Below are 12,650 nucleotides of genomic sequence, written 5' to 3' on the forward strand. Positions count from 1 at the left end.
CGTGCAATGGCGGACGTCCGCCGGGCGGCCGGAATGAGGACCCTCCGCGCGCGGAGCGGGATGTCCCGTTTGCGGACCCTTTGTTCCGCCGCCTCCGGTCAAACGCCCTGCGGCGAAGGGGTATTGAGCGGCGGCCCGTCCCGTCAACTTTGGCCGATTCCAGGTGTCGCCCGGGGCCCGGAACGGTGTGGACCGGGTGCCCACCACCCCGCCCGCCTGGCCTGAACCGGTGCTTCCGCATCCGCCGCGTCCACCCTACCCCCGGGCGCGGCACCGCCGGTCCCCGGCCCGGCAGCGCCGTGGCCCGCACGGGCCGCCACCAGTGTCAGGGCCGGCGGCTACACCCCGCCGGCCAGCGGCGCGGCCCCGCCACCGCCCGTTGCCCCGTGTATTCTCCCGGCCGGCCGCGCGTGCTGCCTGCGGTCCCCGGTGTCATGCCTGTGGCTCCCTCGTGGCCGGACTCTGCCGTGGGTGACACACCCTCGTGCGGGGAGCGCCCCGCGGACATCCACAGCGGCTACGGGCCGTTCGGCCGGGAGAGGGCCGTGCGGACGGCGGCGCTGTGCGCACGGACGCCGGGGGCGGAGCCCGGCACGCGGGACCGGACCCTGCGGGGCCCACCGCGCTGGGACAGTGCGACGGTGAGGCCACCCGGGCCGCCCGAGCGCATACGCGTGCCGATCGCCGACGACGAGCGGCCGGTCGCGGCGGTGTGCCCCTCGGCCCGGGGCCACGCGGTCCTCCTGCTCAGGGCGACGCGCCTCCTCTTCGACCACCACCTGGGGCACGAGGCCCCGTGGCCGGCGGCGAGGGGCCGGCCTCAGGGGTGCAGGACGATCTTTCCCACGTGGTTCCTGCGGGCCAGCTCCCGCTGTGCCTCCGCGGCACGCTCCAGGGGGAACGCCGCGGTGACGACGGGCCGGAAAGCCCCGCTCCGCGCGAGGTCCATGAGGAGCGCGAAGTGCGCGGGTGTGTGCATCGAGGAGCCGATCAGCCGCGTGTTGTGCAGGTAGAGGCGGCGCACGTCGAACGCCACACCGTGGCCGCCGAGCGCACCCGCGACCACCCAGCGGCCGCCCTCGCGCAGCAGGGGGAGTCCCTCGCCCACCAGTTCCCCTGCCACGACGTCGAGTCCGAGGTCGATACCGTCAGGAGCGGCGGCCCGCACCTGGTCGGCGACGCCCCGGGCGCGGTCGACCACCGCGTGCGCGCCCGCCGCGCGCACCGCGTCGGCCTTGGCGCCGCTGCTGATGGCGACCACCCGCGCGCCGCGGGCGCGGGCGAGCTGCGTCAGGGCGAGGCCGACGCCGCCCGAGGCGCCCGAGACCAGGACTGTCTCCCCGGCGCGCAGCCCGCCGCGCTCGATCATGCCGAGCGCCGTGCCGTACGCGGTCGGCAGCGCCGCGAGCTGGTCGTCCGTGAGCGGGGATTCCGTCATGTCGTGCACGCGCGCCGCCGGTGCGGTGACGTACTCGGCGTAGCCTCCGTCGCGCTCGCTGCCCATCAGGCCCACCGGGTTGGCGTCCGGACCCTCCGCGTCGTAGATCGCCGGGTCGACGACCACCCGCCGCCCGGTCAGCCCCGCGTCCGCGCCGGGGCCGAGGGCGACGACGCGACCTGCCACGTCCGCCCCCTGGATCCGGGGGAAGCCGACCGGGCCGCGCCAGCCGGACAGCGCCTCCGGGCGGCCCGGCCGGCCGTAGGCGCCCTCCCGGGTCCACAGGTCGGTGTTGTTCAGCGCGGCCGAGGCGACCCGTACGAGTACCTCGCCCGGCGCCGGTACGGGTACCGCCACCTCGGCCGGCTCCAGGGCCTCAAGCCCCCCGTGGCGGGTGATCCGCACCGCCCGCATGCTGTTCGATACCACCGTCACCTGGGCCTCCTCAAGTATACTGATCGGTGAACATCGCCAAGGTATACCGATCGGTGAAGGAAGGTCCAATGCAGGAGGCGCGGCCCGTGACCCCGGCAGGACGCCGCATCGTGGCAGCGGCGGAGGAGCTGTTCTACAGCCGTGGGATCACGGCGGTCGGCGTGGACCTGATCGCAGAGCGGTCGGGTGTCACCAAACGCACCCTCTACAACCAGTTCGGTTCCAAGGACCGGCTCGTGGCGGCCTATCTCGCGGAGCGCGACAAGCGCTGGCGCTCCCTCGTCCGCGACGCGGTCGACGCCTGCGCCGACCGCGTCGCGGCCGTCACCGCGCCCTTCGACGCCCTGCGGACCTGGAGCGAGGGCAACCCCCGCGGCTGCGCCTTCATCAACGCGCTGGCCGAGCTGCCCGACCCCGCGCACCCCGCGCACCGCATCGCCGCGGACCAGAAGCTCTGGCTGCTCGGCCTGTTCGAGGAACTCGCCGCCGACGCCGGCTGCCGGGACCCCGGCACCCTCGCCGTACGGCTCCTCGTCCTGCACGAGGGTGCCCTCGCCACCCAGCCGCTCCCGCCCGACACCCTCGCGGTCAGCGCCGAGCTGGCGACGGCCCTCGTGCGGCGGGCTTTTGGCTGACCGGCGGCCCGCGGCGCCGTACGGCTCCCGGCAGTGCCGGGCCGCCACCCCCAACGATCCGCCCCGGACGTGCGGTTGACACGCCGGGGGCCGCCCGATTTACTCCATGCGACGCCGGAGCCGAGCGCCCGGCGGCAGAGGTACGCCCAGCCGGTACCGCGGTGCGCACACCGCAAGTCCGGACTCAGTCGCCAGGATCCGCACGGAGTGCGGACTCCGAGGCGGGGACGTGCCCCCTCCCGTGGAGTACCCGTGACCGACACCACACGCCCCCGCCTCCGGCGGGGGCTCGCCGTGCTGGCCGCCGTGACGGCGGCCGTCGCCGTCTCCCTGCCGGCCTGTTCCACCGCGGGGGCGGCTGCGCCCGCGGTCACCCTCCCGCCCGTGCACGCCGGCTTCGACTACCAGATCAACAAGCCCTACCAGCCGCCCGCCGGAGTGCGCGTGGTCAGCCGCGACCACACCGCGTCGCCCGCGCAGGGCCTGTACAACATCTGCTACGTCAACGCCTTCCAGGCCCAGCCGGGCGCCGAGGACCAGTGGCCCGGCCTGCTGCTGAAGGACGCCGGCGGCCAGGTCGTCTACGACGAGGACTGGGGCGAGGCCATGCTCGACACCAGGACGGACAAGAACCGCAGGGCGATCGCCGCCAAGGTGGACACGTGGATCGACTCCTGCGCGGCCAGGGGCTTCGACGCGGTCGAGCCCGACAACCTCGACACCTTCGACCGCACCGGCCTGCTCAGCGAGTCCGACGCGAAGGCGATGGTGAAGCTGCTCGCCGACCACGCCCACGAGCAGGGCCTGGCCGTCGCGCAGAAGAACACCGCCCAGCTCTCGACCGAACGCGCCGACACCGGCCTCGACTTCGCCATCGCCGAGGAGTGCGGCGAGTGGGACGAGTGCGGGGACTACGTCGAGGGCTTCGGCGACCACGTCATCGTCATCGAGTACGGGCAGAAGTACTTCACGAAGACGTGCGGCGGCTACGGGGACCGGCTGAGCGTCGTGCTGCGCGACCGCGACGTGCTGTCACCCGGCGACGCCGGATACGTGCGCAAGGTCTGCTGACCCGGCCCCCGCTCCCGGCCCCCGGCGCGGGGCCGGGGGCGTTGCCGCACCCCGGCCCGTGCCGGCGGTCCGCACCCCCGGCCGGCGGGCCCCGCGCGGCGCGGCCGTGCTCAGACGGTCGTGACGGACACCCCGGCCGCCGTGATCCTCGTCAACTCCTCCTGCGGGGCACCGGAGTCGGTGACGAGATGCCCGACCTTGGACAGCGGGCAGATCCGCGCCAGTGTCACCTTGCCGATCTTCGAGCTGTCGGCCACGACGACGGTGTGGCTGCTGTTCTCGGTGAAAGCGCGGTCGGTGGCGGCCTCCAACTGGTCGTGTGTCGTGCAGCCGTGGGCCGCGCCGATGCCGTCCACACCGAGGAACGCGATGTCCGTGTGGTACTCGGCGAGCGTCTTCTCCGCCAGGGGGCCCACCAGTTCGTAGCTCTCCCTGCGGGCGGTGCCGCCGATGACCACGAGGGTGACGTCCCGGTGCAGGATGAGCTCCGCTGCGATGTCGACCGCGTTGGTGACGATGGTGACGGGGCCGCGCTCGGCGAGTAGGCGGGCGATCGCCATGGCGGTGGAGCCGCCCGTCAGTCCGACCACCGCGTCCTGCGGCACCAGCGCGGCGGCGGCGCGCGCGATGGCCACCTTCTCCGGCCGCCTGCGCTCGCTGCGGTACTGGAGCGGCGCTTCGAGGCCGAAGGTGCCGACGGAGGCCCCGCCGTGGGTGCGCCGCAGGAGGCGCAGCGCGTGCAGCTGCTGGAGATCGCGCCTGATGGTGGCCCCCGAGACGTCCAGCATCCGTGAGAGCTCCTCCACGCCCGCGCTGCCCTTCGCGGTCACGTGCTCAAGGATGCGCGCATGGCGCTCGGTTCTCAGCATGCCCGAAAGCATAGCCAGGCGAACACCCGCCCACGTCGGCCGATATCGGTCGCGGCGCCGGGATGGCCTGTTCAATGTGCGCAATTCTGATCAGTTTCACGCTCTTGACATGACGAAAACTGCTCGATTAACTGCTGTCGACGCCACCGCTGCACACGGCGTCAGAGGTACGCCCAGCCGGTGGGCGGCGCCCAGCCGCAAGCCCGGACACAGTCGCCAGGGTGCGCAGCACCCGAGGCGGGGCCGTGCCCTCGCGCAGTCGGAGACCCACGTGCACATCCGCTCCTCCCGCCCCGACCGGTGCCGCGGCCGCCCGTGGGACCCGCCGGCCCGCGCCCGCCGCGGCACGGACACCCGCCCGTTCCGCACCGGCCTGCCGTAGCCCCGCCCCTGCCACCTCACACCCTCGTCCCGCCCCCCGTACGCACGCTCACCGGAGGTACCCCGTGGCTCCTGGCCAGCACCCGCCAGCCGGCCGTACGCGCAGGACCGTGCTGCGCGCGGGCATGGGCGCCGCCGCCGCCGCGGCCCTGGCCGCCTGCGGGGCGTCGGGGTCCGACGGGGTGGGCCAGGACGGGCGCGTCACGATCGAGATGTGGCACGGCCAGACCGACACGGGACTCAAGGCGCTCAAGGGCCTGGTCGCCGCCTTCACCCGCGCCCATCCGCACATCAGGGTGGACCTCGGGGGCGGCGTGCTCGCCGACGCGATGCTCCAGAAGGTCACCGCGGCCCTCGCCTCGGGGACCTACCCGGACCTCGCCTACATCTTCGGCTCCGACCTCGCGGGAGTCGCCCGCAGCCCCCAGGTGCTCGACCTCACGGACACCCTGCGCCACGGGCCGACGCCCTGGCAGAGCTACTGGGAGCCCGCCAGGGCCGCCGTCACGGTCAACGGCCGCCTCAGGGCGTCCCCCGCCCTGCTGGACTCGCTCGCCGTGGTCTGCAACAGGAAGCTGTTCAGTGCCGCGGGCGTCCCCCTGCCGGAGGCGGGCTGGACCTGGGACGACTTCAGGCGCACCGCCCGGTCCCTCACCGACGCCCGCACAGGGGTATTCGGCACCGGCTGGCCCGGCGTCGGGGACGAGGACACCGTCTGGCGGCTGTGGCCGATGGTGTGGGACCTCGGCGGCGAGGTCATCGCGCCGGACGGCCGCGGCATCGGCTTCGCGAAGGCGGGGGTGCGGGCCCTGGAGACGGTGGCCGCCCTCGCCGGGGACAAGAGTGTCTACGTCGATCCGAAGCCGGGCAGCGAGCAGATGTACCAGGTCTTCGCCTCCGGCCGGATGGGCATGGTCGTCACCGGGCCCTGGCAGCTCCCCGACATCCGCCAGGCCCGCATCGACTACGAGGTGGTGCCGCTGCCCAGCTACTCGGGCCGGCCCCTCACCATCTCGGGCCCCGACACCTGGACGGCCTTCGACAACGGCGGGGCGCGGGCCCGCGCCACCCGCACCTTCGTGTCCTGGCTCGCCCAGCCCGGCCAGGACGTCCGCTGGGACGTCGAGGCGGGCAGCCTCCCCCTCAGCAGGCGCAGCGAGGAGGAGAGCGCCTGGCGCGCCAAGGAAGCGGGCACGCGGGGCCTCGACGTGTTCACCAAGGCCCTTCAGACCGCGCGGGTGCGCCCCGTGCACCCCGCGTATCCCGAGGTCTCCACGGCACTCGGGCAGGCCGTCGTGTCCGTACTGCTGGGCCGCAGCTCCCCGGCGGAGGCGATGCGCGCGTGCGCCGCCGACTCCAGGGCCGCCCTCGTCATCCCGCGCTGAGGAGCCACCCATGCCGCACCTGCCCGCTCCGTTCACGCTGCCCGACCATGCGGCGCAACTGCGCGCACGGCGCAGGGCGCGCCGCAGGGAGTCCGCCACCGCCTACGGCTTCGTCCTGCCGGCCGTCCTCGTCATCCTCGGCCTGAGCGTCGTGCCCGTCATCTGGTCGCTCCTGCTGTCCTTCCAGGTCGACGACCTGGTGACGCCCAGCAGATGGGTGGGGCTCGACAACTACCGTGCGCTCACCCTCGACCCCCACTTCAGCCAGGCCGTGCGCAACACCCTGCTGTACACGGTCGCCTACGTCCCGCTCAGCATGCTGCTCGGGCTGGCGCTCGCCCTCGCGCTCAACCGGCGCATACGCCTGGTCGGCCTCTACCGGACTCTGATCTTCGTGCCGTTCGTCATCTCGGAGACCGCCCAGGGGGTGCTGTTCTCCTTCATCCTCGACCCCGAGTTCGGCGCGGCCAACTCCGTGCTGCACGCGATGGGCCTGCCCTCCCAGGGTTTCCTCACCGACCCGTCGCAGGCGCTGCCCGTCCTGGTGGGGATCTCCCTGTGGAGCGGCACCGGATTCTGCGTGGTCATCTACCTCGCCGCCCTCCAGGACGTACCCCACCTCCTCGTCGAGGCGGCCAGGCTCGACGGCGCCGGACGGTGGCAGGTGCTCCGCCACGTCGTGCTGCCGACACTCAGGCCCGTCAGCGTCTTCCTCGTCATGTGGCAGACGCTCAGCGCCCTCCAGGTCTTCGACCTCGTCTACGTCACGACCAAGGGCGGCCCGCTCGGATCGACCACCGTCATCGTCTACTTCATCTGGGAGCAGGCGTTCAAGAACTTCACCGCCGGCTACGGCGCGGCAGCGGCGTACGTCCTCGCGCTGGCACTCCTGGTGATCTCGGGAGGCATGCGGCTCGCGAGGCGCCGCGGTGCCGCCACGGAGAGGACAGCCCGATGACCGCGACCACCACCCGGTCCTCCGGCGCGCTGCGCCCCGCGCCCGCCCCCGGTGCGCCCCGCAGGCGCCGGCGGCTGCCCTTCAGCGGCTGGCACCTGCTGCTCGCGCCGCTCGCCCTGCTGTTCGCCCTGCCGCTGGTGTGGCTGCTGCTCAGCTCCGTGATGAGCAACGCCGAGATCAACCGCTTCCCGCCCGCGCTCTGGCCGTCAGGCATCCACCTGGACGGATACCGGTACGTGCTCGGCAACGGCATGTTCCCCCGCTGGTTCGCGAACTCGCTGATCGTCTCCGCGACCGCCGTCGCCTCCAACCTGGTGCTCGGCTCGCTCGGCGGCTACGCCTTCGCCCGGATGCGGTTCGCCAGCTCCCGCGTGCTGCTCGTCCTGATGCTCGCCACCATGGCGATCCCCTTCCAGCTCACGATGATCCCGACGTTCCTCGTCATGAAGCGACTCGGGCTCATCGACACGCTCGGCGCGCTGATCGTCCCCTCGCTCGTGACGCCGTTCGCCGTGTTCCTGCTGCGGCAGTTCTTCCTCTCGCTGCCCAGGGAACTGGAGGAGGCCGCCTGGATCGACGGCTGCTCCCGCCTGCGCGTGCTGTTCCGGATCGTCCTCCCGCTGTCGCGGCCCGCGCTCAGCACCGTCGCCGTCCTCACCTTCCTCAGCACGTGGAACGACCTGACCTGGCCGCTGATCGCCATCAACCACGACACGCAGTACACACTCCAGCTGGGCCTCACCACCTTCCAGGGCCAGCACCACACCCAGTGGGCGGCCGTCATGGCGGGCAACGTGATCACCGTGCTCCCCGTCCTGCTCGCCTTCCTCGGCGCGCAGAAGTCGTTCATCCAGTCCATCACCTCCAGCGGCCTCAAGGGGTGACACCGCCCGCGCGCCCGCCGTGCGCCGCGACCGCCGTACGCCGCCCACCTCCACAGGAAGACCCATGCCGCACACCTTCGACCTCCTGGTCGTCGGGGACGCCAACCCCGATGTCGTACTCGGCCCGCTCGACGAGCCGCTCGCCTTCGGCCAGCGCGAACAACTCGTGTCCGACGGCGTGCTCACCCTCGGCGGCTCCGCCGCCATCACCGCTTGCGGCGCCGCCAGGCTCGGGCTGTCCGTCGCCCTCGCGGGCCGGATCGGTGACGACGGCGCGGGGCGGTTCGTGCGCGCCGCCCTGGAGGACAGGGGAGTCGACACCAGAGCGCTGCGCGTCGACCCCGGCCTGAGCACCCCGCTGACCGCGGTGGTCGCACGCGGCGAGGACCGCGCCATCCTCACGGCCCCCGGCACCCTCGCCGCCGTCGCACCCGGCGACGTGCCCGAGCGCCTCCTCACCACCAGCAGGCACGTGCACGCGGCGTCGTACTTCCTGATGCCCGCGCTCGCGGCCGGGCTCCCCGGCCTGCTGCGCACGGCCCGCGACCACGGCGCCACGACCTCGCTCGACACCAACGACGACCCCTCGGGCCGCTGGGACCCCAGCGGCATCGCCGCCGTCCTGCCCGCCACCGACATCCTGCTGCCCAACGCCCGGGAGGCCCTCGCGCTCGCGGGCCAGAGCGACCTGGAGCGGGCCGCGGCGCACCTCGCCGCCCGCGGCCCGCTCGTCGTGGTCAAGGACGGCGCGCGCGGGGCGCTCGCCCACGACGGCCGCACACCGTCGAGGGCCGGCAGTGTCCCCGTCGAGCCACAGGACACCGTGGGGGCGGGCGACAGCTTCGACGCCGGCTATCTCGCCGCCGTCCTCGCGGGCGAGGAACCCGGCCGCGCCCTGCGGATCGCCGCGGCCTGCGGCGCCCTTTCCACCCGCGCCCGCGGCGGCACCGCCGCACAACCCACCTGGGCCGAAGCCCTCGCGGCCCTCGCCCACGACGGAGAGAACCACTGATGACCGCCAAGAAGATCGTGTTCGTCGGCGCGGGAAGCGTCGTCTTCACCCAGGGGCTGCTCGCCGACCTCTTCAGCTTCCCCGAGCTCAAGAACGCCCGCGTCGCCCTCCACGACATCGACCCGGAACGCCTGGCCACCGCCGAGGGAGCCGCCCGGTTCATCGCCGCCGAGCGGGGCGCGGCACCGGTCGTCACCGCACACGCCGACCGGCGCGAGGCCCTGGAGGGCGCCGACTTCGTCATCAACATCGTCCAGGTCGGCATGCGCGAGTCCACCAGGACCGACTTCGAGGTGCCCGCGCGCCACGGCCTGCGCCAGACCATCGGCGACACCCTCGGCATCGGCGGCATCTTCCGCGCCCTGCGCACGTTCCCGCTGCTGAAGGCGCTCGGCGAGGACATCGCCGCAGTCTGCCCCGACGCGTGGCTGCTCAACTACACCAACCCGATGGCGATGAACGTCCAGTACCTCACCCGCGCCACCGGCCTGACCCGCGTCGTCGGGCTCTGCCACTCCGTGTACTGGACCATCCACGACCTCTCCGCGCTCCTCGGCGTGCCCCAGGACGAGGTCCGCTACCACGCGGCGGGCGTCAACCACCAGGCGTGGGTCCTGAGCCTCGAACACGAGGGCGTCGACCTCTACCCCAGGCTCGACGCCCTCATCGCCGAGGACGAGCAGCTCCGGCGCAGGGTGCGCGTGGACATGTACCGGCGGCTCGGCTACTACCCGACCGAGACCAGCGAGCACTCCAGCGAGTACGTGCCCTGGTACCTCCACCACGACAGCGAGATCAGCCGGCTGCGCCTGCCGGTGGGCGCCTACCTCGACATCGTCGACGAGAACACGGCAGCGTACGAGAGGACCCGTGCCGCGCTCGCCGCGGGCCGGCCGCTCCCCGTCGAGTCCACTCTGGAGTACGCGCCCCAGATCATCCACAGCATCACCACCGGGGTCCCGCGCACCGTCTACGGCAACGTGCCCAACCGCGGCCTGATCGGCAACCTGCCCGCGGAGGGCACCGTCGAAGTGCCCTGCCTGGTCGACGGCACGGGCGTGCGGCCCACCAGGATCGGGGAGCTGCCGCCACAGCTCGCAGCGCTCAACCGCACGTACCTCAGCACGAACGACCTCGTGGTGCGCGCCGCCGTGGCCGACGAGCCGCGCCACATCCGCCACGCGGCCATGACCGACCCGGCGACCGCGGCGAGCCTGACCGTGGAGCAGATCTGGGACCTGTGCGACGCCATGGTGCGCGCCCACGGCGACCTCCTCCAGCCGTCGCTGCGCGCCACCCTCGGCCACTGAACCGTCACTCACCCCCGGAGGGCCCGCAACGATGAACGAACTGCGCATCGGAGTCGTCGGGGTCGGCCAGCGAGCCCCCCTGGCGACCGCGGCGAACCGGCCGGGCACCGCCCGCGTCGTCTCGTGCGCGGACGTGTCGCAGCGCGGCCGGGCCGACGCCGCCCGGCTGTTCGGCCGGGACGTCGCGGTCCACACCCGCTACGAGGACATGGCGGACGACGGCCTCGACGCCGTGTTCGTCCTCACACCGGACGACCGCCATCTCGGCCCCGCGCTGTTCTTCCTCGCCCGGGGCGTCCCCGTCTTCGTGGAGAAGCCACTCGCCATCACCGTGGCGGACTGCGACCGGCTGCTGCGCGCGGCCCTCACCTCGGGTACGCGTCTCTACGTCGGCCACAACCTGCGCCACCTGCCGGTGCTCCGCCGCATGCGGGAGATGATCGACGAGGGCCTCGTCGGAACGGTCCGCGCGGTGTGGTGCCGGCACTTCGTCGGACACGGCGGCGACTACTACTTCAAGGACTGGCACGCCGAACGAGCCCGCACCAACAGCCTGCTGCTCCAGAAGGGAGCCCACGACCTGGACGCGATCCACTGGCTGGCCGGGGGGTACACCAGGGACGTGGTGGCCCTCGGGGACCTGGCCGTGTACGGCGGCAACCCGCGCCGCCCGGGGACGGGAGCCGAGGAGCGGGAGGACGGCGCCGCGCGCATGCCGGACTGGTTCGCCCCGGACGTCTGGCCGCCGGCGGCGCTCACCGGGCTGAACCCCGTGATCGACGTCGAGGACATCAGCATGCTGGTCGGCCGCCTGGACAACGGGGTGCTCGCGAGCTACCAGCAGTGCCACTTCACCCCCGACTACTGGCGCAACTACACGGTCATCGGGGACCGGGGTCGCATGGAGAACTTCGGCGACGGCCTGGAGGACGACGCGCCCGTGATCAAGGTCTGGAACACGCGCCGCTCCGGCTACCGTCCGCGGGCCGACCTCGTGGAGACCCTGAGCGGCGACGACTCCTCGCACGGCGGCGCCGACGCCGCCCTGGTCGGGGAGTTCCTGCGCTTCGCGGCAGTGGGCGGCCCCACCGAGACCTCGCCCGTCGCCGCCCGCGAGGCGGTGGCCGCGGGCGTCGCCGCCACCCGCTCGCTGCGCACCGGGGGGAACCGCACGCCCGTGGAACCGCTCGCGCCCGACCTCGCCAGGTACTTCGCCAAACACCAGCGCAGCCGTCCGGGAGCCCCGCCGGGGGGTGCCGGCACCCGGTGAGCCGCGCCCCACCCGCCGCGGGCCGGTGCCGCAGTCCACCGGAACCCGCAGTCCACCAGCCACTCAGGGCCCTCCTGGGCCACCCGACCAGTCACGGGAGCACACATGTCCTTCACCAGCGACGAGATCGCCCGCCAGCCGGACGCCTGGCGCAGGGCCGCGGAGACGGCCGCCTCCTGGCGCGGCCTGCCGGCCCCGGGGGAGCGGGTCGCCGTCGTCGGCTGCGGCACGTCCTGGTTCATGGCCGAGGCGTACGCCGTCCTGCGCGAGTCCCGCGGCCTCGGCGAGAGCGACTTCTTCGCGGCGTCGGCCTTCCCCGCGGGCCGCGCCTACGACCGGGTCGTCGCCATCACCCGCTCCGGCACCACGACCGAGGTGCTCGACGTGCTCGGCCGTGTGCGCGGGACCTGCCCCACGGTTGCCCTCACCGCCGACACCGCCACCCCGGTCGCGACGGCCGCCGACCACCTCGTGGACCTCGCCTTCGCCGACGAACGCTCCGTCGTCCAGACGCTGTTCGCGACGACCGCGCTGACCGCGCTGCGTGCCTCCCTCGGCGAGGACGTCGAGCCGCTGGCCCGCGCCGCCGAGACCGCCCTGGGGGAGCCGCTGCCCGAGGCGTGGCTGGCGGCGGAACAGATCACCTTCCTCGGGGACGGCTGGGCCCACGGCGTGGCCCGCGAGGCCGGCCTCAAGATGAGGGAGTCCGCGCAGGCGTGGACGGAGGCGTACCCAAGCATGGAGTACCGCCACGGGCCCATCAGCATCGCGGCCCCGCACCGCCTCGTCTGGCACTTCGGCGAGGACACCGCGGGGCTCGCGGCGGACGTAGCCCCCACGGGCGCCGCCTTCGTCGACCACCCGCAGGACCCGCAGGCCGACCTCGTACGCGTGCAGCGCCTCGCGGAGGCGACGGCGCGCCGCCGGGGCCTCGACCCGGACCGCCCGCGCTCCCTGAGCCGGTCCGTCGTGCTGAAGCCGAGGCCGTAGCGCCCGCGAGAC

General features: G+C 73.6%; 11 protein-coding genes. 9 read left to right on the top strand and 2 right to left on the bottom strand.

Annotated features, from left to right (window positions below; all coding sequences use genetic code 11):
* Positions 1-820: 820 nt before the first annotated feature.
* On the bottom strand, positions 821-1,852 hold the full coding sequence (locus ABEA77_RS06250; protein ID WP_345642615.1) for a zinc-binding dehydrogenase: 1,032 nt from the start codon (positions 1,850-1,852) through the stop codon (positions 821-823).
* 89 nt (positions 1,853-1,941) lie between these two features.
* On the opposite strand from ABEA77_RS06250, the gene ABEA77_RS06255 reads away from it, so the two are divergent.
* Entirely contained in the window at positions 1,942-2,508 is a 567-nt protein-coding gene (locus ABEA77_RS06255; RefSeq protein ID WP_345642618.1) for a TetR/AcrR family transcriptional regulator, read from the top strand.
* Between the two features lie 252 nt (positions 2,509-2,760).
* Positions 2,761-3,579, top strand: a complete 819-nt coding sequence (locus tag ABEA77_RS06260) for an endo alpha-1,4 polygalactosaminidase (RefSeq protein ID WP_425588210.1) — start codon at positions 2,761-2,763, stop codon at positions 3,577-3,579.
* 110 nt (positions 3,580-3,689) lie between these two features.
* Here ABEA77_RS06260 and ABEA77_RS06265 read toward each other — a convergent pair whose 3' ends face one another.
* A complete protein-coding gene (locus tag ABEA77_RS06265; RefSeq protein ID WP_345642346.1) occupies positions 3,690-4,448 on the bottom strand; it encodes a DeoR/GlpR family DNA-binding transcription regulator in 759 nt (252 codons plus the stop codon).
* Positions 4,449-4,954: 506 nt separating this feature from the next.
* Between ABEA77_RS06265 and ABEA77_RS06270 the strand changes: the two genes are divergently transcribed.
* The 7 genes from ABEA77_RS06270 (at position 4,955) to ABEA77_RS06300 (ending at position 12,638) form a co-directional block, all read left to right on the top strand.
* Positions 4,955-6,214, top strand: a complete 1,260-nt coding sequence (locus ABEA77_RS06270) for an extracellular solute-binding protein (RefSeq protein WP_345642624.1) — start codon at positions 4,955-4,957, stop codon at positions 6,212-6,214.
* A gap of 10 nt (positions 6,215-6,224) precedes the next feature.
* The gene (locus tag ABEA77_RS06275; RefSeq protein WP_345642349.1) at positions 6,225-7,172 is read left to right on the top strand and encodes a carbohydrate ABC transporter permease; all 948 of its coding nucleotides are present in this window, start codon (positions 6,225-6,227) and stop codon (positions 7,170-7,172) included.
* A complete protein-coding gene (locus tag ABEA77_RS06280) occupies positions 7,169-8,056 on the top strand; it encodes a carbohydrate ABC transporter permease (RefSeq protein WP_345642350.1) in 888 nt (295 codons plus the stop codon). The genes ABEA77_RS06275 and ABEA77_RS06280 overlap by 4 nt, the downstream gene beginning before the upstream one ends.
* A 64-nt stretch (positions 8,057-8,120) precedes the next feature.
* Positions 8,121-9,068, top strand: coding sequence for a carbohydrate kinase family protein (locus ABEA77_RS06285; protein ID WP_345642352.1), 948 nt, complete (start codon positions 8,121-8,123; stop codon positions 9,066-9,068).
* Complete coding sequence (gene melA / locus ABEA77_RS06290; RefSeq protein ID WP_345642355.1) at positions 9,068-10,378, top strand: alpha-glucosidase/alpha-galactosidase; 1,311 nt, start codon at positions 9,068-9,070, stop codon at positions 10,376-10,378. Before ABEA77_RS06285 ends, melA begins: the two co-directional genes overlap by 1 nt.
* A 31-nt stretch (positions 10,379-10,409) precedes the next feature.
* Positions 10,410-11,648 carry a Gfo/Idh/MocA family protein gene (locus ABEA77_RS06295; protein ID WP_345642357.1) on the top strand — a complete coding sequence of 413 codons (1,239 nt, stop codon included), beginning with the start codon at positions 10,410-10,412 and terminating at the stop codon, positions 11,646-11,648.
* 105 nt (positions 11,649-11,753) lie between these two features.
* On the top strand, positions 11,754-12,638 hold the full coding sequence (locus ABEA77_RS06300) for an SIS domain-containing protein (protein WP_345642360.1): 885 nt from the start codon (positions 11,754-11,756) through the stop codon (positions 12,636-12,638).
* The last annotated feature ends 12 nt before the right edge of the window (positions 12,639-12,650 follow it).

Origin of the sequence: Streptomyces tremellae (assembly GCF_039540215.1) — a bacterium.
In the GTDB taxonomy this organism is placed as follows: domain Bacteria; phylum Actinomycetota; class Actinomycetes; order Streptomycetales; family Streptomycetaceae; genus Streptomyces; species Streptomyces tremellae.